Raw genomic sequence first — 22,421 nt, 5'->3', positions numbered from 1 at the left:
GGTGTAGCGCACGGCGGGCGGGGCGTCGGGGGGGAGCGAGGCGCCCGCCACAGCGTGGGCGACCCCACGCGGACGGTCGATGTCCTCCGGCGTGATCGCGGCCGGCCGGCGCGGAGAGCGCACCAGCACGCCGGGCGAGGAGGCGGAGGCGTCGATGCGGCTCTCGGGCCGGGCGCCGTCGAGCATGTCGAGGGTCGCCCGGTCGTCGAAGACCTCGGTCGGCCAAGCGTCGGCGAACACCGCGTCGCGGCCGGCGCGGGAATCGGTCCAGCTGCCGTCAGAGCCCGGCTCGGTGCCGCGCCCCAGCATCGCGTTCGGCGGCGTGAGCCAGCTCGGCGCCGGCCGGGTGCCGGCGATGGCGTAGCCCGGCCGCTGCGGGCCGCCGACGAGGCGCCGCGTCAGGCTCGCCCGCAGGGACATCAACCGATGCGCCAGCGCGCCGAGCGTGAGGCTCGGGCGGTCGCCGCCGCGGCTGGGGCGAGAGGGGTCGCGATGAGAATAGGGAGGCCGTCCCGATGCGCGCATGGGTTCTCAAAAACTCGAAACACGGAAAGGCCGTCCCGCCCGGAACGGTCGATCCGAGTTAGGCCGAACGTCGTTAACAGAGCCTTGAAAACCGCCCGCCGCCGAGTGCTGGAGGGGCGGGCCGGCAAGCGGTAAGGTGGTGGGGACATTCCACCTCGCGCGGGTCGTGACGCCCTTGGCACAAGCCCCTCTCCCGCAAGCCCTTCCCCGGAAGGACTTCCAATCCCTCTACGCGCAAGGGTTCGCCCGCGTGGCCGCCTGCACCGGGCGGAGCCACCCGGGCGACCCCGAGCGCAACGCCGACGCGATCCTGGCGCTCGCCGAGCGGTGCCACGGGCAGGGCGTCGCGGTGGCCGTCTTCCCGGAACTGGCGCTGTCGGCCTACGCCATCGAGGACCTGCTGCTGCAGGCGACGCTGCTCGATGCGGTCGAGGCGGCGGCGGGGCGGCTGGTCGCGGCCTCGGGCGATCTCCGCCCCCTCTTCCTCGTCGGCGCGCCGGTGCGCTGGCGGAACCGGATCTACAACGCGGCGCTCGCGATCCAGGGCGGCCGGCTGCTCGGCGTCGTGCCGAAGCTCCACCTGCCGAACTACCGCGAGTTCTACGAGAAGCGGCACTTCGCCTCCGGCGCCGGCATCGCGGGCGAGACCGTGCGCTTCGCCGGCCGCGAGGTGCCGTTCGGCGCCGACCAGTTGTTCGTCGCCGAGGACGTGCCGGGCCTGACCGTCGGCGTGGAGATCTGCGAGGATTTGTGGGTGCCCGACACCCCGGGCATGCACGCGGCGCTCGCGGGCGCCACGGTGCTCGCCAACCTCTCGGGCAGCCCGATCACGGTCGGCCGGGCGGAGTCGCGCGCCCTGCTCTCGCGCGCGGCCTCGATGCGCGGCCTGTGCGCCTACGTCTACGCGGCGGCGGGCTTGGGCGAATCCACCACCGACCTGTCCTGGGACGGGCAGACCAGCGTCGATGAGAACGGCGTGCGGCTGGCGGAAGGCGAGCGCTTCTCGGCCTCGCCGGTCGCGACGCTGGCCGACGTCGACCTCGACCTCCTCGCCCAGGAGCGTCTGCAGGCCGGCAGCTTCGACGACAACGCTCGCGGCGGCCCCCGCCCGGCCTACCGCCGCGTGCCGTTCCGCCTCGATCCGCCGGCCGGCGACCTCGGGCTGATGCGGCGGATCGAGCGGTTTCCGTTCGTGCCGGCCGACCCGGCCCGCCTCGCCCAGGATTGCTACGAGGCCTACAACATCCAGGTCGCGGGCCTCGCCAAGCGCCTGGAAGCCACCGGCACGCGCAAGGCCGTGATCGGCGTCTCGGGCGGGCTCGACTCCACCCATGCCCTCATCGTGATCGCCAAGGCCTTCGACCGGCTCGGCTTTCCGCGCTCGGACATCCTGGCCTATACCCTGCCGGGCTTCGCCACCTCGGACGCGACGAAGGGCAACGCGCACGCACTGATGCGGGCGCTCGGCACGACCGCGGCCGAGATCGACATCCGCCCCGCCGCCCGCCAGATGCTCGCCGACATGGGCCACCCCTACGCGGCGGGGGAGGCGGTCTACGACGTCACCTTCGAGAACGTGCAGGCGGGCTTGCGCACCGACTACCTGTTCCGGCTGGCCAACCACGCCGGCGGGATCGTCGTCGGCACCGGCGACCTGTCGGAGCTGGCGCTCGGCTGGTGCACCTACGGCGTCGGCGACCAGATGAGCCACTACGCCGTCAACGCCGGCGTGCCCAAGACCTTGATCCAGCACCTGATCCGCTGGTCGATCGCCTCCGGCCAGTTCGGCACGGAGGAGGGGCGCGTGTTGAGCGCGGTGCTCGACACCGAGATCTCGCCCGAACTCGTGCCCGCCGGGGCGGACGCCGCGCCGCAGAGCACGGAGGCCGTGATCGGCCCCTACGCGCTGCAGGACTTCACCCTGTTCTACACCCTGCGCCACGGCTTTCGCCCGTCGAAGATCGCCTTCCTGGCGCTCCATGCCTGGGGCGACGCGGCGAAGGGCGCGTGGCCGCCCGACTTCCCCGCCGACAAGCGGCTCGCCTACGGCCTGCCGGAGATCCGGCGCTGGCTCGGGGTGTTCCTGACCCGGTTCTTCGGCTTCAGCCAGTTCAAGCGCTCGGCGTTGCCGAACGGGCCGAAGGTGTCGGCCGGGGGCGCCCTCTCCCCACGCGGCGACTGGCGGGCGCCCTCCGACGGGACGGCCCGGATCTGGCTCGACGAGTTAGAGCGCAACGTCCCCGAAACGTGATCGACACAAACCGGACAGAGTGTGTGATTATCCACACGGTCAAGCTGATTTGCCGTGTACGGCAGATCCGGTTCGAGGGGTCGGCCGAGGGGAGGATGCGCCCATGCAGAGCTACAACCTGTTCCGCCTGAAGAGCGTCGAGGGTCTGTGCTGCGCCGTGCCGGAGTCGAGCCGCGTGCCGCGCTTCCTCGGTGGCGGCCGCTGGACCTTCGGCGGCAAGCTCGACGACCGGTCCGACATTCCCCTCGACTTCGACGGCCGGGCCGCGGAGACCGGCGTGCGCTTCAACGGATTCTACCTGTTCCAGACCGTCGACCAGCGCTTTTTGTAGGCTTAGGGCCGTAAGTCGAAGGTCGCGGCGAGCATTCCTTAAGGGGCGACGTGGGATGATCGGCCTATCGTCTTCGAGCCTGGGGCCCTGTTCATGTCGTCGGAACACCGCAACGAGACCCGCCAAAGGGTGTTCCTGAAGGGCCGCATCGTGTTCAACAACGGTGCCTCGAGCATGGATTGCCTCGTGCGCGACTTCTCCTCCTCGGGGGCGCGGCTGGCCCTCAGCGAAAGCTCGACGCTGCCCGAGGTGTTCGACCTCTACATCCCCCAGAAGGACCGGACCTACCGCTCGACCCTGCGCTGGCGCCGCGCCGACGGCGTCGGGATCACCTTCGCCGACGAGGCGGCCAAGCCCGCTTCCGTCGCGGCGCCGACGACGGCGGCCGAGCCGGCGGCGGAGGACAACTCCGTCACGGTTCTGCTGCGTCGGATCACCGAACTCGAGGCCGAGAACGCGACCCTGCGCCGGCTGCTGACCGGGATGGCGCAAACCGGCGCGGCGACGGCCGCCTGAGCCGTCAGACCTCGAGGGCGGCGCGGATGCGCTCCGCGTGACCTGCGAGCACCGTCGGGTCGGCCATCCCGCCCTCGTGGCGCTGGAGCGGCACCCCGTCGAACCGGGGTACGACGTGGACGTGCAGGTGGAACACCGTCTGCCCCCCGGCCGCCTCGTTGAACTGGAACACCGTGAGCCCGTCCGCTTCGAACGCGGCCTTCACCGCCCGCGCGACCCGCTGCACGCTGGCCGCCAACGCCGCGAGCGAGGCCGGATCGGCGTCGAGGAGGCCCCGCGCAGGCGCCTTCGGAATCACCAGCGTGTGCCCCGGCCCCTGAGGCATCACGTCCATGAAGGCCAGGGTGTCGGCATCCTCGTAGACCCGGTGCGCGGGGATCTCGCCGCGCAGGATCTTCGCGAAGATGTTGTCGAGGTCGTAGGCCGTATCCGTCATGCAGGGTACCCGTGGTTGCGGCCGCCAGGATGCACCGGCGCCGCCGCCGCGTCCACGCGCGCGGAACCCGTCGGCGGCGCCGGCGCTTAGGCTCGGATCGCCGCGGCCCAGCTGCGATCCGCCCCCCAGATCGAACAGGAACGCCCGCGCATGGCCCATGAGAGCACCGGCGCCATCTACACCGCCGCCGGCGCCAACCTCGCCATCGCCCTGGCGAAGTTCGTGGGCGCCACCGTCACCGGCTCCTCCGCGATGCTGGCCGAGGGCGCACACTCGGTGGTGGACACCGCCAACCAGATCCTGCTGCTCGTCGGCCTGAAGCGCGCGAAGAAGCCGGCGGACGCAAGGCACCCGTTCGGCTACGGCCGCGAGGTCTACTTCTACGCCTTCATCGTCGCGCTGCTGATCTTCCTCGGCGGCGGCATCTTCGCGATCTACGAGGGTGCCCACAAGATCCGGCATCCGGAGCCCGCCGCCGACGCGAGCCTGTTCGGCTACGCGCTGCCGGGCTTCTGGGTGAACGTCGCCATCCTCGGCTTCTCCGTCGCGGCCGAGGGCTATTCCTGCTTCGTCGCGATGCGGGCGTTCTGGGCCGAGAAGGGCGACCGCTCGCCCTTGAGCGCGATCCGGCGCAGCAAGGACCCGGCCCTGTTCACGATCCTCGTGGAGGACGTGGCGGCGCTGATCGGCCTCGTCATCGCGCTCACCGGCGTGGTGCTGGCCGACCTCCTCGACATGCCCGCGCTCGACGGCTGGTCCTCGATCGGCATCGGGCTCGTGCTCGTCGGGATGGCGATCTTCCTGATGATCGAGACCCACGGCCTGCTGATCGGCGAGGCCGCCGACCCGGAGGTCGTCGCAGCGATCCAGGAGGTCGTCGGCGCCGAGCCCGGGGTGAACCACGTCAACGAGGTGCTGACCCAGCACCTCGGGCCGACGGACATCCTCGTGAACGTGAGCCTCGACCTGGCCGACGACCTCACCGCGGGCGAGGTCGAGCGGATCTCGACGCGCCTCGACCGCGAGCTGAAGGCGCGCGTGCCGGACGTGACGCGGGTGTTCATCGAGGCTCAGGCGCGCGCAAGTTCCGAACGAGCCGCGGGGCGCGAGAAGGCCGGCGCCGTCGGCGGCTGAGCGCCGGGACCACCTCCCGCTGGATCGACGCGGAGGTGGTTCCAGGCGAGCCCGCGCCGCGAAGGCGCGAAACTCGAAACCGCCCTTCCGCAGGGACCGCCAGCATTGGACGCGCGAGGTTTCTCGTGGTCGAAATCCGACGGGTGGTACCCAGGTCATGGACCCGCGTTCGACCCATCGCGGACCCTGGGAATGTCCGCTTGCAGATCGCTTGATGAACCAGAGACCGGCGGCCGCTATGGGTCGGTTTGCGATGGTCTTCTGTCGATCGACCATTCGGAAAACGCCCCCTGCGAATGGAGCACGTCGGCACAACACGAAGGTCGGCGGTCTGATGACCGCATGGCTCGCGGGGCTTTTCACCCTGATCGAAGGATACGAGCGTCCGGGACGGGCGTTCTAGGTTCGGGCGACTGTCACCCCATCGTGCCCAGGGCCGCTCCGCCACCAACCTGCACGCGGCCCTCGAAGCCGGGTCCCGGCCCAAATGAGCTCTGGACCGCCGCATGGACATCGAAGAGGCCGCCACGCCGAGACTGACCCGCGAGGATCGCTACCGGATCCTCGTCGAGGGCATCATCGACTACGCGATCTACATGCTCGACCCGGCAGGCGTGGTCACAAGCTGGAACAAGGGCGCACAGCGCTTCAAGGGCTACGCCGACCACGAGATCGTCGGACAGCATTTTTCCCGGTTCTATACGGCCGGGGACAGGGCGACGGACCTTCCAGCGCGGGCTCTGATGATCGCCGAGACCGAAGGCCGCTTCGAGCAGGAGGGCTGGCGCGTTCGAAAGGATGGCACCCTGATGTGGGCGCACGTTCTTATCGACCCGATCCGCACCGAGGACGGCACGCTGCTCGGGTTCGCCAAGGTGACCCGCGATCTCACCGAGCAGCAGGCCACGAAGGCCGCCTTGCGACAGAGCGAGCAGCGCTTCCGCCTGCTGGTTCAAGGCGTGCGCGACTATGCCATCTACATGCTCGATCCGACTGGGCGGGTGACCAGCTGGAACAAGGGCGCCCAGCGCTTCAAGGGCTACTCCGACGCGGAGATCATCGGCGAGCATTTCTCGCGGTTCTACACCGACGAGGACCGGGCGACCGATCTGCCGGGAACGGCGCTGGCGACGGCCACGAAAGAAGGCCGGTTCGAAGCCGAAGGCTGGCGCATCCGCAAGGACGGCTCACGCTTTTGGGCCAACGTCGTGATCGACGCCATCCGGGGTGACCACGGCGAACTCATCGGCTTCGCCAAGATCACACGTGACATCACCGAGCGACGCGACGCGCAGCAGGCGCTCGAAGAGACTCGTGCACGCTTCATCCAATCTCAGAAGATGGAGGCGGTCGGGCAGCTCACCGGAGGGGTGGCCCACGACTTCAACAACCTGCTCGCGGTGGTTCTCGGCAACCTGGAGCTCGCCCGCAAGCGCCTGCCGCCCGACCCAAAGCTCCGGCAGCTGATCGACAACTCGATCCAGGCCGCCCATCGTGGCGCGACCCTGACCAAGCGCATGCTTGCGTTCGCGCGGCGGCAGGAGTTGTCTACGACGCCCGTCGACGTGCCGGACCTCATCCGCGGCATGGGCGACATGCTGCAGCGGTCGATCGGCTTGAACATCCCGGTGAACATGCAGTTCCCACTGCAGCTTCCGCACGTTCTGGCAGACGCCAACCAACTCGAACTGGTCGTCCTGAACCTCTGCGTGAACGCACGCGACGCCACCCCGGCCGGAGGCACGATCACGCTGGTCGCCCGCGAGGCCAAAGTTTCGGCCGAGGACGTCCAAGGCCTGAAGCCGGGCAACTACGTTTGCCTGTCCGTGATCGACACCGGCGAAGGCATGGATGCGGAGACTTTGGCGAAGGCGGCGGAGCCGTTCTTCACCACCAAGGGCGTCGGCAAAGGCACCGGGCTCGGCCTCTCGATGGCCCACGGCTTCGCCGAGCAGTCGGGCGGCCGTTTGCTCCTCAAGAGCGTCAAGGGCCAGGGCACGACGGCTGAGCTCTGGTTGCCCGAGGCCGACATGAGCAAAGCGATCCAACCCGACCGACAGGCCGAGCCGGAACTTCCGAAGCTCGACCCGGTCACGGTCCTGGTTGTCGACGACGATGCTCTGGTGCTGATGAACACGGCGGCGATGCTCGAAGATCTCGGGCACACGGTCGTCGAGGCGGTCTCCGGGGAGCAGGCTCTGCGCATCCTGCGTCGGTCGAGGGAGACCATCGATCTTGTCATCACGGATCAGATGATGCCCGGTATGACCGGGACGCAGCTGATCGACGCGATCTGGGCCGAGTATCCGGACATGGTCGCGATCCTTGCAAGCGGCTACGCCGAGCTGCCTGAGAACGGCCTGGTTCCGGTCCCGCGATTGACCAAGCCGTTCGGACAGTCGGAACTCGCGCGGACCCTCATGACGAGCTTGCGTCCGGAAGGTCTCGTTCTTCCCTTCCGCCCTAAGCTGGCCTGAAGCTGGCCTGTCGCCCTCCGCGACCGAGTCGGCCAGCCGAAGTCCACAGAGAAGCGGGCGGTTCGGAGCGACAGACCAACGCGGCGATGCCGACCGACACCCGCTTTCGACCGGTCTAATACCAAGTCTCATGGGTAGGAACCCATGAGGTCCGGCGGATTGCCGCCGCCCCGCAGTCGCGGGGGCCAGACCTCGATGAGTCGGGCTCATCGAGGTCTGGTATAACGAGTCGCTTCCACGACGGAGTTCGGTCGGGAGCGGACCGCCTGCCCCAAGGCAAACGGTTGGACGCTCCTGTCCGCGCTTCTCGAACGTTCGGGCACGGTTCCCAGGCGTTCATGTCCACGCCTAGATCGGTGCCTGCCCGACCTGCTCCAGGCTGATCGCCCAGGTCCGCTCCTGCACCGCCTCGTCCCGGCTGTAGCGCGACGAGGTCTTCTCGCGGCTACGCGCGAAGTAGCGCCCGCTCACCCCCTCGACCGCGGTCGCGGTCGCAAGGTGCAGCGTCGTCGCCGCGCCGGCGGCAGGGGTGCTGAGGAACGGACGGATCAGGTACCAGGCGAGGCCGAACGCGCCGCCAGTGTTCTTGGCAAAGCCCGTGTCGATCACGCCGGGATGCAGGGCGTTCACCGTCACGGGCGCGCCGGCGAGGCGGCGGGCGAGCGCGTAGGTGAACAGCACGTTGCCGAGCTTGGCCTGCGAATACGCGCGCATCGCGCCGTAGGACCGCTCGGCCTGGAGGTCGTCGAAGGCGATGCGGCCGCGGGTATGCGCGGCCGAGGCCACGTTGACGATGCGGGCGCCGGCGCCCGGCCGGCCGGAGGCCTTGAGCAGGTCGAGAAGCTCGAGGGTGAAGAGGACGTAGCCGAGATGGTCGAGGGCCCAGGTCCGCTCGAAGCCATCCACGGTGGTCTCGCGCCGGTCGAAGATCGCCCCGGCGTTGTTCACCAGCACGTCGAGGCGCGGATAGGCCGCGCGGACTTCGCCGACTAGATGCCTGATTTCCGCCTGCGACGAAAGGTCGGCGACGAAGCAGTCGATCGCGGCGCCCGGCACGGCCGCGGTGAGCGCGGCCGCCGTCGCCGCGACCTTGCCAGGGTCACGGCCGACGATCCCGACCCGGGCGCCGGCCTTGGCCAGCCCCAGGGCGGTCTCGTAGCCGATCCCGGAGGTGGCGCCGGTGACCAGACACGTGCGCTTCGCCGGGGGGACGCCCCGGCTCAGGCCCGACGCCACGGGGCGCGCCCTAGAACACCGCCTGTCCGACGGCGAAAGCGATGACGACGATGACGATCGCGATCACCAGGAAGATGCCGAACAGGATCCGGGCGAGCGAGCCGGCGCCCGAGGCGATGCCGGTGAAGCCGAGGCCGCCGGCGATGACCGAGACGACGAAGCAGATGAGGGCCCATTTCAGAAGGGTCATGCCGAAAACTCCGGATCGAACCGGCGAACGGCCGGCGTGGAAAGCGTCCGATCAATGCGGCCCAAGCTCAACCGTTCCCGCCGACCCGCGCGGACGCGCCCGGAATTCCGGCCTCGTCCTGCGCCGGCGCGGCGCGGGCGAGCATGATCTCGGCCAGCGTGTGGTAGAGGCCGGTGCGGCAGACGGTCTTCGAGGCGGCGTCGGCCAGCACCGCCGCGATCATCAGCGGGATCATCATCGCGTGGTCCTGGGTCATCTCGGTGACGATGACGAAGGCGGTGATCGGCGCCTGCAGCACGCCGGCGAGGTAGGCGACCATCCCGGTCAGCACCAGCGCGCCGATCGGCACGTGCGGGAACACGTCCTGCAGCATGCCCCCGAGGCCGGCGCCCACCGCGAGCGAGGGTGCGAACAGACCGCCGGGGATGCCGCTGATCGCCGAAAGCGCGGTGGCGCAGAATTTCAGCGGCGCGAAGTCGAGCCGGGCTGCCGAATCGCCGTGCAGCAGCGCTTTCGCTTCCTCGTAGCCGGTGCCGTAGACCGATCCGCCCGAGGCGAGCCCCGCGAGCGCGACGCCGAGGCCGCACAGCCCCGCGAAGGCGATCGGATGCCGGGCGATCCAGCGTCCGGCCCGGCCCGGGAGCCCGCGCGCGAACAGGATCACGAGACGGCTGAACACGCCGCCGGCAAAGCCCCCCGCCGCGCCCAGGACGACCACAACGAGCCAGCCCTTGCCGAGGGGCAGCGTCACGTCGCTGGTTCCGAAATAGGTGTAGTTGCCGACGAGCCAGAGCGAGGTGAGGCCGGCGGCGACGATCCCGGCGACGATCAAGCCGGACGAGCGCGGCTCGTAGGCCCGGCCGAGCTCCTCGATCCCGAAGACGATGCCGGCCAGAGGCGTGTTGAAGGCGGCCGCGACCCCGGCCGCGCCGCCGGCGAGGATCAGGCCGGGCAGCCGATCCGGGGTGAGGCGGCCGACGGCGGCCATGATCGCGGCGCCGACCTGCACCGTCGGCCCCTCGCGGCCCGACGAGGCGCCGCAGGCGAGGCCCAAGGTCATCACCACGATCTTGCCGAAGGCGACGCGCAGCGAGATCAGGCGGTGGCGGAAGGCCGGATCGCGGGTGTGGCGGGCGGCGATCACCTGCGGGATGCCCGAGCCTTGCGAGTTCGGGAAGACGGTCCGCGCCAGCAGGGCCGCCAGCGCGAAGCCCGCGGGCGTCGCCACGAGGGCGACCAGCGGCGAGACGCCGACCAGCGCCTTGAAGCCGACCTGCGCCGCGTCGGCGCAGCGCGCCATCAGGACGGCGGCGAGGCCGACGCAGATGCCGCCGAACAGGAACAGCAACCGCCCGCGCCAGAGCGGGTAGGCGCCGATGGAGGCGCGGCGCAGGCGCGCGATCGAGGCGCGGGTGCGGAAACGGGGCGGCATTGCGCGAGGACTCGACACCGACGGAACACGCTCGCCTCGGCAAGCCTGCCTGGGGCGAGGTTTGCGTCGGCCGCACTGCCTTAGCGAGGAGCGGGCCAGGCCGCGAGGGGCGCGACGGCTATTTCTCGGCCGCGCACAGGGTCTCGACGGCCTTCACGTAGGATTTGGCGTCGAACTTCTTGAGCGAGTTCTCGCTCTGGTAGCGCACGGTGCCGAACACCTTGCGCCGCGCCCACGGCCGGTCGTGCAGGCCGTAGACCCAGGCGACGTTGGTGAACGAGTTCGCGTCGCGCCCGTCGAGGAAGTACCGGTTGTTGATCCGCAGGGTCCGCTCGAAGCCGACCTTCGGCGACGGCGACCACTCGAGGATCTTCTTGCCCCAGTACATGCGCAACTGGTTGTGCATGTACCCGGTCACCCGCATCTCCGCCTGCGCTGCATTCCAGTAACGGTCGTGGGTCTCGCCGGCCGCGAGCTGCGCCTCGGTGTAGCTGTAGGGCCGCGGATCCTCCGCGTGCTCGGCCAGCGTCTTCTGCGCCCAGTCGGGCACCGCCTTGGCGTAGTTGTCGTAGCTTTCGGTGTAGAAGACGTGGTTCGAGGCCAGCTCGCGCCGGACGATCAGCTCCTCGAGGTAGGCGCCGCGGTCGTCGTCGTCGCCGTCCTTCGCCGCGCGCACGGCGAGCGCGATCTCGACGGGCGAGATCTGGCCGAAATGCAGGTAGGGGCTCATGTGCGAAGCGGCCGCCGCCTCCGGCCGGTTGCGGCCGTTGCCGTAGCCGGACAGCCCGTCCTCCAGGAACGCCTTCAGGCGCTTGCGCGCCTGCGTCTCGCCCCCGACGAAGCGCTTCACCGGCCCGACGTCGGTGTCGAGGGTCATTCCGGCCAGGACCTTCATCGGGTCGGACGGATCGATCTCACTCGGGAGCTTCAGGCCGTCGGCTTTATGCTCGACCTTGCGGGCCGCGAGCGGCTCCACGAAATCGGCCCACAGCTTGTGCAGCTTTGGGCGCAGCGTGCGCGCGGCAAACTCGTGCTTGGGGGAAGCGGTCTCCACCGGGACCACCACATCGCCCTCGACCTGCACGACGCGGGTCTCGACGGCCTTCGCGATCTCGCCGTACCAGCTTTTCTGGATCGCGAGGTAGCCGCGATCGAGCACGAGGAGGGCGGCCTCGCGGCCGAGGTCGATCGCGATCTCGGCGGGCGAAGCCTTGCGCATGACGAAGCCGACGCCGCGCTTCTCCAGTCCCGCCTTCGCGTCGGCGAGCCCCTGGAGCAGGAAGGCGTAGTGCCGGGCGTTGGCCTCGGGAAACCCGTTGGCGCCGTCGAGCAGCCCGAAGCAGGCGACCACCGGTAGCCCGAGGCGGTTGCCTTCCTCGATCGCGTATTCCAGCGCCGGGTTGTGATGCGCGCGGTTGGCCTGCTGCAGCAGGTACAGGACGTAAGCGCCGCCCTTCCGCGGTGCGACATCGTTCAGGACCCGGAAGCGCTTTTCGTGAATCGCCATCGTCTCGCGTCGTCCCCAACCCGGTGCACGGCCCGGAACCGTACCGGCTCAGCTAGAGCGGAGATCGCGATCGTCCCGCGCGCACCAATGCGGGAGGGGCTGAAATCCGGGCCATAGCACAGGGCCGCATTGGCGGACGAAACCTGTTTTCGATCAGTCATTTGCATGCATTTGTCGCTCAAGGACGACACCAAGGACGGCCGAAGATTGATCGAACCCGTCTGCGACATTTTCAACACATGCTTCGACCGAGCTGCAGGTCGGGCCGAGAAACGACAGGGTCACTGACCGAACCCCCTTGCATTTCGGCGAAGGAGGATCAGATTGTGCAACGCGGGACAGCGATGGCGTCGCGGTCCTGCTGCCCTTCTTGGGCGTTTCCTCCCTAGACTTCGGGCCGCTCCTTCGGGAGTGGCCTTTTTTCTTGGTGCGCCCCTTCCCGCGTCGCCTCGAACCGTTTCCTGCGATCTGTCACCGTCGGCGCGGCTTTGCCGCCCCCGCGCCCTGGCCGCGCATCGAGGCGAGCCTAAGATCGTCTGGAAGGCGCAGAAGCGCCGCCGGGAGGACGACATCCTGCGCAGGCTCGCTGGAGCGCTGGCGATCGGGTTCGTATAGGCCGCGATCCCCGTCGGTCTCGGAGAAGCGGCCGAGGTGCCGACTTTCCAGGTCGATCCGGCTTGGCCGAAGCCACTCCCGAACAACTGGATCATGGGTCAGGCATCCGGCGTCGCGGTGGACGCCGACGACCACGTCTGGGTGATCCAGCGCCCGCGGACGCTCACCGACGACGAGAAGGCGGCGAGCCTCGATCCGCCGCGGACGAAATGCTGCAAGCCGGCGCCCCCGGTGCGCGAATTCGATCAGGCCGGCACGGTGCTGCGCTCCTGGGGCGGCCCGGGGCAGGGCTACGACTGGCCCGAGAACGAGCACGGCATCCAGGTCGACCCGAAGGGCTCCGTCTGGATCGCCGGCAACGGCGCGAACGACGGGCAGCTGCTCAAGTTCACGGCCGACGGGCGGTTCGTGATGCAGATCGGCAAGTCCGGCCCGCAGACCGACAGCCGCGACACGAGCCGCCTCGGCAGGCCCGCCAACGAAGTCTACGTCGCAGACGGCTACTACAATCACCGCATCATCGTGTTCGGCTCCGAGACCGGGGCGTTCAAGCGGATGTGGGGCGCCTACGGCCGCCCGCCGACCGACGACAAGGTACCCGCCTACGATCCGGCTGCAGCTCCCTCGCAGCAATTCGCCAACCCGGTGCACTGCGTGAAGATCGCGCGCGACGGGCTCGTCTACGTCTGCGATCGCACCAACGACCGTATCCAAGTGTTCCGGAAGGACGGCAGGTTCGCGAAGGAGATGTTCGTCGAGACGAAGACCCGCGCCGACGGCACGGTCTGGGAGCTCGCGCTGTGGCCCGATGCCGACGAGAGCTACCTCTTCAACGCCGACGGGGCGAACAACGAGGTCCGAACCCTGTCGCGCGCCACCGGCGAGACCCTCGGCGCCTTCGGCCTCAACGGCCGCGGAGCCGGGCAATTCCATTGGGTCCACAACCTCGCCGTCGACTCGAAGGGAAACGTCTTCACGACGGAGGTCGACACCGGCAAGCGCGCCCAGAAATTCCTCGCCTCGGGCAACTTCGTCCTACGCAAGCGCACGCCCTGAGCGACTTGCGCGCACGCCGCTCGCCCGCGGCCGCTTTCCCTGGCATTCTATGCCATGAACGTCGCGACGGGCGCGGTCGTGGAACGTCTTGAGATCGATGGACCGAATGGGCGACGCCACGTCGACGGCACCGCTGGCCAAGCGCCGCGTCCTGCTCGTGGAGGACGACTACTTCATCGTGTCCGATCTGGCGCGCAGCTTCGAGGCGGAGGGCGCCGAAGTGGTCGGGCCGGCGGCGACCGTCGCCGACGGGCTGGCGTTGCTCGCCGAGGCGCCAGACCTCGACGGGGCCGTGCTCGACATCAACCTGCAGGGCGAGATGGTCTTCCCGCTGGCGGACACGCTGACGGCGCGGGGTGTCCCCTTCGTCTTCGCCACCGGCTACGACCGGACGATGGTGCCGCCGCGCTACGCTGCGGTCGCCCATTGCGAGAAGCCGGTCGAGCCGGGGACGATCGCCCGCGTCCTGTTCGGGGCCTGAACGCCGTCGGCGGCGCCTGGAGCATCGTCCATGATCTCTGGATCACGGACGATGCTCGAGCCGGGTGTGGTCGCATTTCCTTCACGCGAGCCGGCATCCACCTCGCTCGAAAATGCTCTAGGCGTCGCCCCCGTCCTCCGCCGGAGCCTCGACGACGCGTCCGAGCCGCGGCGCCAGCGCGAAGCGGATCGTGCAGCGCAGCCCGTCCGGCCGGTAGGCGAGGGTGGTCTCTGCGCCCAGTTCGTAGCGCAGGGTGCGCGTCAGCATCTCGGTGCCGAAGCCGAGCGGCGCCGGTTCGGCAGGCAAGTCGTGCAATCCGGTCTCGGACCAGCCGAGCGAGAGGGTCGGCGCATCCCCGCACGAGTCGAGAGTCCAGGTGACGGCGATGCGGCCGTCGGGGACCGTCAGCGCCCCGTGTTCCATCGCGTTGCTGGCGAGCTCGTGGGCGGCCAGCGCGAACACCTCGGCGGCACGCGGGGCCAGCAGCACCTTCGGCCCGACGATGTGGACGCGCTCGCCCTCGCGGGCCAGCAACGCCATCAGTGCATCGGCGACGATCGAGTGCAGGTCGAGGCCGGCCGACGGGTCGGCGATGCCGGCGCTCTGCACCCGTGCGATCGCACCGAGGCGGCCGTCGAGGCGCATCATGCAATCCTCGGCGCTGCGATCCGCATCGGCCGAGCGGCGGATGATCGCGCGGACCATCGCCAGAGTGTTGCGCGTCCGGTGCAGCACCGCGTCCACCTCGGGCGACGCCGACGCCGACGCATCCAGGTCGAGGCCGGCGGCGACGAGGCGTCGGCGCAGGGCCGCGTTCTCGGCTTCGAGCGCGGCGATCCGGCCTTCGTCGCTCATCGGACGGCCGTCGCTACGGAGGGATCGCCGCCACGCCGGGCGGCGCGGCGCGCGAAAGTGGCCGGCGCGAAACGGATCTCACTGCGCATCGAGATGCGCACCCTCGTGATCGAGGTGGAGGTAGTTGGGGTCGAACAGGGCCAACGCCATCAGCGCCGGCAGGTCGTGGATCGTCAGGCGCCGGCCCTTCCAGGTGATCTGGCCCGCGCCGCGCAGCTCCTGGATGGTCCGGTTCACGTGGACGCTCGACAGCCCGAGGGTGTCGGCGAGGTCGGCCTGCGTCACAGGCAGGTCGTAGGCGGTGCCCTCGGTGAGGCCGACCGCGCGCAGGCGCATGTACAGCTCGCACAGCAGGTGGGCGAGGCGCTCGACGGCGGAGCGCTGGCCGAGGCTCACCGTCCACTCGCGCTGGACCGCCGCGTTGTGCAGCATCTCCCACCACAGCGTCTCGGCGATGCGGGTCGAGCTCTCCGTCAGGCCCTCAATGGTGGGCTGGGTGACCCGGGCCAGCGTCACCGGGGTCAGCGAGGCGACGGCGTGGTCCATCTGGCGCAGTGTGAAGATGTGCGGGTCGCAGAGGTCGCCCGGCAGGAAGAACGCGATGATCTGCCGGCGCCCGTCCTGAAGCTGCTTGTAGCGGCAGGCCCATCCTTCGAGGACGAGATTGACGGCGCGCGGTTCGTCACCCTCGTTGACGATGTCCTCGCGCGGGCCGAGGCGGCGCACGTTCTGCCCGGTCGCGTCCTCGAGCGCCTTGCGCTCCGCCTGGGAGAAACGGGTGAAGTTCTCCAGTTTCCGGATGAAGGGGTTGTTCATGCCGTCTCGAACCTGAGCGCCGAACCATGCTTGAGGACCGAGACGTCCCGGCGGTCGGCACCAATTGCCGTCTGAAGGTGTAGCCGCCCGAGGCCACGACTCATAGAGGCATCTCGATCCTGCAGTGGACGCCGTCGGCCCCGAGCTCGAACCATGCCTGAGCGCGCAGGCTGTAGCTCAGCGCCTTCTCGATCAGGTCGCGCCCGAAGCCGCGCCGCTCGGGCTCCGGCGGCATGGCGACCCCGCTCTCGGTCCAATCGAGCACGAGCAGCCGGCCGCTGGCCGAGTTCGCCTCCAGGGACCAGGCGATGGCGAGGCGGGCGCCGGCCTGTGCGAGGGCACCGTGCTTGATCGCGTTGGTCGCGAGCTCGTGCAGCGCGAGGGCGAAGGTCTGGACGTGCTCGAAGCCGAGGGCGACCTCCGGCCCGTCGATGGTGATCCGGCTGCCCTCCTCGGTTCCGTGGGCGCGCAGCTCGAGCCGCACCAGCTCGGCGAGGTCGACCGCGCCGCTGTCGGAGCGGCCGAACAGGCCCTGCACCCGGCCGAGCGCCTTCAGCCGCTCAGAGTAGGCCTCGACTGCCGACCCCGTTCCCAGGGTCTGCCGGGCGATCGACTGGACCACGGCCAGGAGGTTGCGGGTCCGGTGCTGCAACTCCGCCACCAGCACGCGCTGGCTCATCTCGGCGCGGGCGAGCACGGTGACGTCCATGAAGCTGACGACGACGCCCTCGATCCGGTTCTCGCCGTTTCGGTAGGGCGCGAGCCGCACGAGGAAGCGCGCGGAATCCTTCGTCCGGTCGATCTGCCGCTCGATCGTGTCGCTGCCCTGCATGATCGCGGCGACGTCCTCGGCCAGGTTCGGCAGGGTCAGCCGCCCGGCGAAGTCGGTGATCGGGCGTCCGCGGTCGCTCGGCAGGATGTTGAAGATCTCGGTGACCGCGGGAGTATAGCTGCGGATCACGAGCTTGGCGTCGAGGAACACCGTCGCGATGTCGGTGCTGGCGAAGAGGTTGTGCAGGTCGGTGTTGGCGCGATCCAGCGCCTCGACCTTGCCGTTCAGCTCGGCGTTGACGGTGTAGAGTTCCTCGTTGACCGATTGCAGCTCCTCCTTCGAGGCCTCCAGCTCCTCGTTAGTGGATTGCAGCTCCTCGTTGACCGACACGAGTTCCTCGTTGGACGATTTCAGCTCCTCCAGCGCGGTCTCGTACTCCTCGATCAGCGATTGCAGCCGCTCGCGGGTCTCGCGCAGCTCCCGCTCGAGCTGGAGCGCGACCTCGTCGTGGGCGGAGACCGAGCGCTTTTGCGCCGCCTCGCGGCTGATCGAGGGCCCTTCGTCGCTGAACAGCACGAGGAACAGCGGCTCCTCGGATCGCTGGGCGACGAGGGGTTCGATGGTCACGGTGACGATCTGCACGCGGCCGTCGTCGCCTTCGACGACGAGCCCCTCGCGCACCACCTGGGCGTTGGTGTCGACAGACTCGCGGAAGGCGGCCCGGAGCTCGAGCCTCAACCCCTTGCGCGCCATCGTCAGCAGTTGACGGGTGGGAAGTCCCGCCGCCGCCTCGAGATATTTGCCGGTGCGGTTCGAGTAGTAGACCACGTCGCCCTGGCGGTTCACCGCGACGTGCGGCGGCGTGAACCGCTCCAGGACCTGCATCTCGACCGAATGGCGAAGGGCCAGGGAGCTGTTGCCGCCCTGGCGCGGTCTCAGGTCTCTGCCATGGGACATCGCGCGCAATCCGCTGAGAGCGAGGGGGACGCGGGGCTCGGTCGCGTTGTCGGCGCGGCTGCGGAAGATGCGGTGCTTCTTGTCGATCGGCGCAAACAGGTCGGCGAACTGGCTCAGGTTCTCCGACATGCCGAGGAACAGGAAGCCGCCGGGCCTCAGCGCGTAGTGGAAGGTCGGCAGCACCTGGTTCTGGATGCTGAGCCCGAAATAGATCAGCAGGTTCCGGCACGAGACCATGTCGAGCCGCGAGAAGGGCGGATCGCGGATGACGCTGTGGGGCGAGAAGATGCACAGGTCGCGCACGGTCTTGGCCAGCACGAAGCTCGCCCCGTCCTGCAGGAAAAAGCGGCGCCGGCGCTCGGGCGAGACGCCGTCGAGCAGCTGCTCCGGATAGCGGCCGGCGCGCGCGACGCCGAGGGCGTGCTCGTCGATGTCGGTGGCGAAGATCTGCACCCGGCAGGCCGCGGTCAGCGTCTCCATGTGCTCGATCATCAGGATCGCCAGCGAGAACACCTCTTCGCCGGTGGCGCAGCCCGGCACCCAGACCCGGACGGTCTGGTCGGCGCCGCGCCCCTCGAAGAGTTTCGGGATGACGCGTTCGCTGAGCATGGCGAACGCCTCGGCGTCGCGGAAGAACGTGGTCACGTTGATCAGGAGGTCGCGGAACAGGGCCGAGACCTCGACCGGGTCGCGCCGCAGCCGCTCGACATAGGTGGCGACGACCTCGACCTGCAGGATCTGCATCCGGCGCTGGACGCGGCGCAGGAAGGTCTTGGTCTTGTAGCCGCCGAAGTCGTGCCCGACCTGGGCGCGCAGGATCGCGTAGATCTCCCCGCGCAGCTCGTCGGGCGACGGGCCGGCCTCGTTGCCGGCCAGGATCGTGTCGGTCATCGACAGGCTCGCCCGGTAGGCGACGAGCTTCGCGCCCATCTCGTGCGAGGGCACGCCGAAATCGACGTACCCGGTCGCGATCGCACTGGAGGGCATGCTCGGGTGCTGCGGCCCGTCGCCATTGGCAATCTGGGCCAGCGTGACGCCGCCGTGCTCCTTGATCGCCTTGATGCCGAGCGTGCCGTCGGAGTCGCCCCCCGACAGGATGGCGCCGCCGGCATACTCGCCCTGGTCGGCGGCGAGCGCGCTGAGGAAGATGTCGACCGGGTGACGCTCGCGGTGCTCGGCGCTCTGGTGGCGCAGGACGAGGAGCCCGTCACGGATGCCGACGACGGCGTCGGCCGGCAGGACGTAGACGTGGTTCTCCGCGACCGCGACGCCGTCGCTCGCGACCTCAACCGGCATGTCGGTGAAGCGCGAGACGATCTCGTGCAGCACGCTCTCGCGCCAGGGGCTGAGATGCGTGACGATGACGATCCCGAGACCCGGCATCGACGGCATGCCGCGGAAGAAGCCTTCCAGCGCCTCGATCCCGCCGGCCGACGCGCCGACGCCGACGATCAGGAAGCGTTCGGGCCGCTCCTGCGCGTCGTCGACGGCCTCGTCCCCGGAGCCTTGGCCCGAGCGCTGACCGGAGCTTTGGACCGCATCGTCATCGGGCATCATCGCGTGCTGTTCCCGCGACCACTTCGGCCCTGTCGCGAACGGGCATCGGAGAACCGCGACCCTGCCACGAAACCAGGGACGGCGGCACCGGCCTTATCCGCGCGCACGCGCCCGGATCATGAAATTGTCGTAGGTGTACTCCGCCACCTGGAACCAGAGGTATTCCTCGTTGCGGAAAGTCTTCATCGCCTCGTAGATCCGGCGGAAATCGGGGTTCTTGGCGGCGATCTCGGCGTAGACGTCGTTGGCCGCCTTCAGCGCCGCCTCCATCACATCCTGCGGGAACGGGCGCAGCTGCGCGCCCGTCGCCACCAGCCGGCGGAGGGCGCCGGGGTTGCGGGCGTCGTACTTCGCCTGGACGTCGGCGGCGACCTCGGCCGCCGCCGCCTGCAGGATCGCGCGATAGGGCTTGGGCAGGGCCTTCCACATCTCGGCGTTGAGCCAGAAGTGCAGCATCGCGCCGCCCTCCCAGAAGCCGGGATAATGGTAGATCGGCGCCGCCTTCTGAAGGCCGAGGCGCTCGTCGTCGTAGGGGCCGATCCACTCGGCGGCGTCGAGGCGCTTGGCCTCGAGCGCGGCGGCGATCTCAGAGCCGGAGACCGCCTGCGGCACCGCGCCGAGCTTGGCCAGCACCTGCGCGCCGAGGCCGCCGATGCGGACCTTCAGCCCCTGGAGGTCGGCCACCGTCTTGATCTCGCGCCGGAACCAGCCGCCCATCTGGGCGCCGGTGTTGCCGCCGGGCAGGCTGGCGAGCCCGCTCTTGGCGAACAGCTCCGCGAACAGGTCGTTGGCGCCGCCGGCGAGCCACCACGCGTTCTGGCCACGGGCGTTCAGACCGAAAGGGAGGGCAGTCGCGAGCGCGAGGGTCGGGTCCTTGCCGGGCGCGACGGTCGCCGGCCCGTGGCCCATCTCGACCGTCCCGGCCGCCACGGCGTCGAGCAGCCCGTCGGCCGTCACCGGCTCGCCCGGGCCCGTGACCTGGATCGCGAAGCGCCCGTCTGTCGCCTCGCCGACGATGCGGGCGAGGGCCTCGGACGCACCGAACAGGATGTCGAGGTTCTTCGGCAAGGCGGAGGCCAACCGCCACCGGACCTCCGACCCGTTCTGCGCCGGCGCGGCGGCGAGCGCAGGCGCGGACAGCGCGGCACCGAGCCCCGCGGTGAGGAGCGCACGTCGCTTCACGGTCGTCATGGCACCTCCCTCAAGGCATCGGTCGCGGTCCCGCGGCCCTAACACGTCCGGCGCTGGTCTCGAAACCGCGGGCGGCACGTGGTAGGGCGGTGCCATCGTGACACCGGCTTCCATCACCCTCCACACGGTCTGCGGCCTCGAAGATCTCGCCCGCCACGGCGCGAGCGGCGTCGACCGCGTGCTGTCGCTGCTCGATCCGGGCACACCGGAGCCGGCGGGCTTCGCCGCCTACGGGGCGCTCCGACGCACGACCCTCTACTTCCACGATTGCCTCGGCCCGGGCGACGGCCTCGTCCCGCCGGAGCCCGACCACGTGGCCGAGATCCTGGCCTTCGGCCGCGACCGCGAGGCGGGACCCGCCGCGCATCTCCTCGTCCACTGCCATTACGGCCTGTCGCGCTCGACCGCGGCGCTGCTGATCCTGATGAGCGACGCGGAGCCGACCGTTGAGGCGGAAACCCTCGTGCGGCGCCTGCACGCGATCCGCGAGCCGGCCTGGCCAAACGCGCGGATGATCGGCTTCGCCGACCGGATGCTCGACCGCCAGGGAACGCTGAACGAGGCGGTGCGGCGCCTGCACAAGCTCCAGCTCGGCGTGCGGCCGCACCTCGCCGACCTGCTCCGCGGCCTCGGCCGGGGAGCCGAGGTCGACGCGGCCGAGGCCGCCTGAGCCGATCGGCTACTTCGGCGCCGGGGTGAAGACGCCGTCCTTCCAGACGTAGAGCACGTAGCCCTGGGCGGTGACGTCGCCCTTGCCGTCGAAGCCGACCGTGCCGAGCACGAGGTCGAAGCGCTCGGCATGCAGCGTCGCGGCGATGCGCCTCGGGTCCTGCGTCCGGGCAAAGTTGCCGGCGGCCACCAGGGCCTGGAGCGCGGCGTAACCGTAGATCGTCGAGCCCGTCGGCTCGCCGCCCTCCGCCTTGAACGCCTTGACCACCTCGGCCGCCGCCGGCTGGCGGCTCGGATCGAGGTAGAAGGTCATCAGCACGCCGTTGCTGGCCCCGCCGGCGATCTTGGCGAAGTCCGGCGTGGCGATGGCGGAGGTGCCGAACCATTGCGGCCGGAAGCCGCGCTCGGCCGAAATCCGAACCAGACGGCCCATCTCGACGGCGTCGCCGCCGTAATAGGCGACCTCGATGCCGGCGGCCTTCAGCCGGTCGGCGAGAGCCGCGTCGTCGGCGTCGCTCGGTGAGAAGGCGGACAGCAGCGTCTCGTTGATCCCGATCCGGTTGAGGTTGTCCTTGGTCGCGTTGGCGAGCGCGCGCGCCGCAGGCGTCAAGTCCTGGAGGAGGGCGATCTTGCGGTCGCGGAACCGCTCGGCCAGCACGATCGCCGAGAGGCGCGCCTGGTCGTCGTCGCGCCCGCAGACGCGGAAGATCGTCGGCAGGCCGCGATCGGTCAGCTTGGCCGAGACCGAGGCCGCGGTGATCATCGTGACGCCGTTCTGGCTGTAGACCTCGGACGCCGCGAGCGACGCGTTCGAGCAGACGTGGCCGACCACGAGGCCGACGTCCGAGCGCACGAAATGGTTGGCGACGGCGGTCGCGGTGTTCGAGTCGCAGGCGTCGTCCTGGACGTCGAGGCGAATGGTCTGACCGTCGAGGCCGCCCTTGGCGTTGGCGTCGCGGGCCGCAGCCTCGACCCCGCGCAGCACCTGCTCGCCGACGGAGACGTAGGCCCCCGAACGCGGCACCGCCACGCCGACCACGACGTCGGCCGCGGCCGGTCCCGCCGCCAACATCGCGAACAGAAGTGCGGCGGCGCTGACACCGCGGAAGCAGGGGCCGGGCAGGTTCGGGCCGAACCGGAAAGCGCGTCCGATCGTCATCATGCCCCTTCTCGGCATCAACGCCCCTCCCGGCAGGCGGCGCACGAAACGCTGCGCCGCGCCCCGGACGGCCGCCTGTTTCCGGGAAAACCGTCGATCCGGCAAGCCGCGGGGTCGTCTACCGTGCGTATGCGTAGACGGATGCGGCGGAGGCGACGGGTCCTGCGACGGTGGAGAAGACGCTGACGACCTTGGAGACTTCGGTGAAGGGGGCGTTGGAGACGTAGACGAGGTCGCGGTTGCGCATGCGGAAGGCCT

18 protein-coding genes and 2 pseudogenes are annotated in these 22,421 nt (G+C 69.9%); 8 read left to right on the top strand and 12 right to left on the bottom strand.

The genetic code is table 11. From position 1 onward, the window contains the following. Positions 1–420 (bottom strand): annotated as a pseudogene (locus tag FV229_RS16265) (DNA translocase FtsK); the annotation flags it as partial. A gap of 271 nt (positions 421–691) precedes the next feature. Between FV229_RS16265 and FV229_RS16260 the strand changes: the two are divergent. The 3 genes from FV229_RS16260 (at position 692) to FV229_RS16250 (ending at position 3,623) form a co-directional block, all read left to right on the top strand. After that, a complete protein-coding gene (locus tag FV229_RS16260; RefSeq protein ID WP_246688220.1) occupies positions 692–2,776 on the top strand; it encodes an NAD(+) synthase in 2,085 nt (694 codons plus the stop codon). 103 nt (positions 2,777–2,879) lie between these two features. Next, positions 2,880–3,107 carry a hypothetical protein gene (locus tag FV229_RS16255; RefSeq protein ID WP_147752966.1) on the top strand — a complete coding sequence of 76 codons (228 nt, stop codon included), beginning with the start codon at positions 2,880–2,882 and terminating at the stop codon, positions 3,105–3,107. A 93-nt stretch (positions 3,108–3,200) separates the two neighbouring features. After that, entirely contained in the window at positions 3,201–3,623 is a 423-nt protein-coding gene (locus FV229_RS16250; protein WP_147752965.1) for a PilZ domain-containing protein, read from the top strand. 4 nt (positions 3,624–3,627) lie between these two features. Here FV229_RS16250 and FV229_RS16245 read toward each other — a convergent pair whose 3' ends face one another. After that, entirely contained in the window at positions 3,628–4,059 is a 432-nt protein-coding gene (locus FV229_RS16245; RefSeq protein ID WP_147752964.1) for an HIT family protein, read from the bottom strand. 150 nt (positions 4,060–4,209) lie between these two features. Between FV229_RS16245 and FV229_RS16240 the strand changes: the two genes are divergently transcribed. After that, positions 4,210–5,193 carry a cation diffusion facilitator family transporter gene (locus FV229_RS16240; protein ID WP_147752963.1) on the top strand — a complete coding sequence of 328 codons (984 nt, stop codon included), beginning with the start codon at positions 4,210–4,212 and terminating at the stop codon, positions 5,191–5,193. 506 nt (positions 5,194–5,699) lie between these two features. After that, positions 5,700–7,670, top strand: coding sequence for a PAS domain-containing sensor histidine kinase (locus FV229_RS16235; protein WP_147752962.1), 1,971 nt, complete (start codon positions 5,700–5,702; stop codon positions 7,668–7,670). Between the two features lie 348 nt (positions 7,671–8,018). Here FV229_RS16235 and FV229_RS16230 read toward each other — a convergent pair whose 3' ends face one another. From FV229_RS16230 to FV229_RS16215, 4 genes are all read right to left on the bottom strand, one after another. Beyond that, positions 8,019–8,906 (bottom strand): SDR family NAD(P)-dependent oxidoreductase, encoded by an 888-nt coding sequence (locus FV229_RS16230; RefSeq protein WP_246688218.1) that lies wholly within the window; start codon positions 8,904–8,906, stop codon positions 8,019–8,021. A 10-nt stretch (positions 8,907–8,916) separates the two neighbouring features. Then, positions 8,917–9,096 (bottom strand): DUF1328 family protein, encoded by a 180-nt coding sequence (locus FV229_RS16225; protein WP_147752961.1) that lies wholly within the window; start codon positions 9,094–9,096, stop codon positions 8,917–8,919. Positions 9,097–9,163: 67 nt separating this feature from the next. Further along, complete coding sequence (locus tag FV229_RS16220; protein WP_147752960.1) at positions 9,164–10,528, bottom strand: chloride channel protein; 1,365 nt, start codon at positions 10,526–10,528, stop codon at positions 9,164–9,166. 118 nt (positions 10,529–10,646) lie between these two features. Beyond that, positions 10,647–12,035 carry a deoxyribodipyrimidine photo-lyase gene (locus FV229_RS16215; RefSeq protein ID WP_147752959.1) on the bottom strand — a complete coding sequence of 463 codons (1,389 nt, stop codon included), beginning with the start codon at positions 12,033–12,035 and terminating at the stop codon, positions 10,647–10,649. Between the two features lie 621 nt (positions 12,036–12,656). Between FV229_RS16215 and FV229_RS16210 the strand changes: the two genes are divergently transcribed. Both FV229_RS16210 and FV229_RS16205 read left to right on the top strand, forming a co-directional pair. Next, complete coding sequence (locus FV229_RS16210) at positions 12,657–13,706, top strand: hypothetical protein (RefSeq protein ID WP_147752958.1); 1,050 nt, start codon at positions 12,657–12,659, stop codon at positions 13,704–13,706. Between the two features lie 106 nt (positions 13,707–13,812). Further along, entirely contained in the window at positions 13,813–14,187 is a 375-nt protein-coding gene (locus tag FV229_RS16205; protein ID WP_147752957.1) for a response regulator, read from the top strand. A 117-nt stretch (positions 14,188–14,304) separates the two neighbouring features. Here FV229_RS16205 and FV229_RS16200 read toward each other — a convergent pair whose 3' ends face one another. The 4 genes from FV229_RS16200 to FV229_RS16185 all read right to left on the bottom strand — a co-directional run bounded on the left by FV229_RS16200 (position 14,305) and on the right by FV229_RS16185 (position 20,335). Then, positions 14,305–15,042 (bottom strand): sensor histidine kinase, encoded by a 738-nt coding sequence (locus tag FV229_RS16200; RefSeq protein ID WP_147752956.1) that lies wholly within the window; start codon positions 15,040–15,042, stop codon positions 14,305–14,307. A 78-nt stretch (positions 15,043–15,120) separates the two neighbouring features. Beyond that, positions 15,121–15,858 (bottom strand): Crp/Fnr family transcriptional regulator, encoded by a 738-nt coding sequence (locus FV229_RS16195; RefSeq protein ID WP_147752955.1) that lies wholly within the window; start codon positions 15,856–15,858, stop codon positions 15,121–15,123. Positions 15,859–15,958: 100 nt separating this feature from the next. Next, entirely contained in the window at positions 15,959–19,144 is a 3,186-nt protein-coding gene (locus FV229_RS16190; protein ID WP_246688217.1) for a CheR family methyltransferase, read from the bottom strand. A gap of 93 nt (positions 19,145–19,237) precedes the next feature. Next, positions 19,238–20,335, bottom strand: a complete 1,098-nt coding sequence (locus FV229_RS16185; protein ID WP_147752954.1) for an ABC transporter substrate-binding protein — start codon at positions 20,333–20,335, stop codon at positions 19,238–19,240. 94 nt (positions 20,336–20,429) lie between these two features. Here FV229_RS16185 and FV229_RS16180 point away from each other — a divergent pair, with 94 nt between their 5' ends. Next, positions 20,430–21,005, top strand: coding sequence for a protein-tyrosine-phosphatase (locus tag FV229_RS16180; RefSeq protein ID WP_187275169.1), 576 nt, complete (start codon positions 20,430–20,432; stop codon positions 21,003–21,005). Positions 21,006–21,014: 9 nt separating this feature from the next. Here FV229_RS16180 and FV229_RS16175 read toward each other — a convergent pair whose 3' ends face one another. Both FV229_RS16175 and FV229_RS28125 read right to left on the bottom strand, forming a co-directional pair. Next, positions 21,015–22,076, bottom strand: a complete 1,062-nt coding sequence (locus FV229_RS16175) for a branched-chain amino acid ABC transporter substrate-binding protein (RefSeq protein WP_246688219.1) — start codon at positions 22,074–22,076, stop codon at positions 21,015–21,017. 205 nt (positions 22,077–22,281) lie between these two features. Continuing rightward, a pseudogene (locus tag FV229_RS28125) lies at positions 22,282–22,421 on the bottom strand (sugar transporter); the annotation flags it as partial.

This window comes from Methylobacterium sp. WL120 (assembly GCF_008039465.1).
Taxonomy (GTDB): Bacteria; Pseudomonadota; Alphaproteobacteria; order Rhizobiales; family Beijerinckiaceae; genus Methylobacterium; species Methylobacterium cerastii.
The sequence above is the reverse complement of the archived record's forward strand: the minus strand, read 5'-3'. Positions and strand labels throughout refer to the sequence as shown.

What these genes read in the sequence shown, in the direction of transcription:
- FV229_RS16240 (WP_147752963.1), top strand. Translation starts at nt 4,210, where the DNA reads ATGGCCCATGAGAGCACCGGCGCCATCTACACCGCCGCCGGCGCCAAC.
- FV229_RS16200 (WP_147752956.1), bottom strand. Translation starts at nt 15,042, where the DNA reads ATGAGCGACGAAGGCCGGATCGCCGCGCTCGAAGCCGAGAACGCGGCC.
- FV229_RS16245 (WP_147752964.1), bottom strand. Translation starts at nt 4,059, where the DNA reads ATGACGGATACGGCCTACGACCTCGACAACATCTTCGCGAAGATCCTG.
- FV229_RS16185 (WP_147752954.1), bottom strand. Translation starts at nt 20,335, where the DNA reads ATGACGACCGTGAAGCGACGTGCGCTCCTCACCGCGGGGCTCGGTGCC.
- FV229_RS16190 (WP_246688217.1), bottom strand. Translation starts at nt 19,144, where the DNA reads ATGATGCCCGATGACGATGCGGTCCAAAGCTCCGGTCAGCGCTCGGGC.
- FV229_RS16225 (WP_147752961.1), bottom strand. Translation starts at nt 9,096, where the DNA reads ATGACCCTTCTGAAATGGGCCCTCATCTGCTTCGTCGTCTCGGTCATC.
- FV229_RS16250 (WP_147752965.1), top strand. Translation starts at nt 3,201, where the DNA reads ATGTCGTCGGAACACCGCAACGAGACCCGCCAAAGGGTGTTCCTGAAG.
- FV229_RS16175 (WP_246688219.1), bottom strand. Translation starts at nt 22,076, where the DNA reads ATGTTGGCGGCGGGACCGGCCGCGGCCGACGTCGTGGTCGGCGTGGCG.
- FV229_RS16205 (WP_147752957.1), top strand. Translation starts at nt 13,813, where the DNA reads ATGGGCGACGCCACGTCGACGGCACCGCTGGCCAAGCGCCGCGTCCTG.
- FV229_RS16235 (WP_147752962.1), top strand. Translation starts at nt 5,700, where the DNA reads ATGGACATCGAAGAGGCCGCCACGCCGAGACTGACCCGCGAGGATCGC.
- FV229_RS16195 (WP_147752955.1), bottom strand. Translation starts at nt 15,858, where the DNA reads ATGAACAACCCCTTCATCCGGAAACTGGAGAACTTCACCCGTTTCTCC.
- FV229_RS16215 (WP_147752959.1), bottom strand. Translation starts at nt 12,035, where the DNA reads ATGGCGATTCACGAAAAGCGCTTCCGGGTCCTGAACGATGTCGCACCG.
- FV229_RS16255 (WP_147752966.1), top strand. Translation starts at nt 2,880, where the DNA reads ATGCAGAGCTACAACCTGTTCCGCCTGAAGAGCGTCGAGGGTCTGTGC.
- FV229_RS16220 (WP_147752960.1), bottom strand. Translation starts at nt 10,528, where the DNA reads ATGCCGCCCCGTTTCCGCACCCGCGCCTCGATCGCGCGCCTGCGCCGC.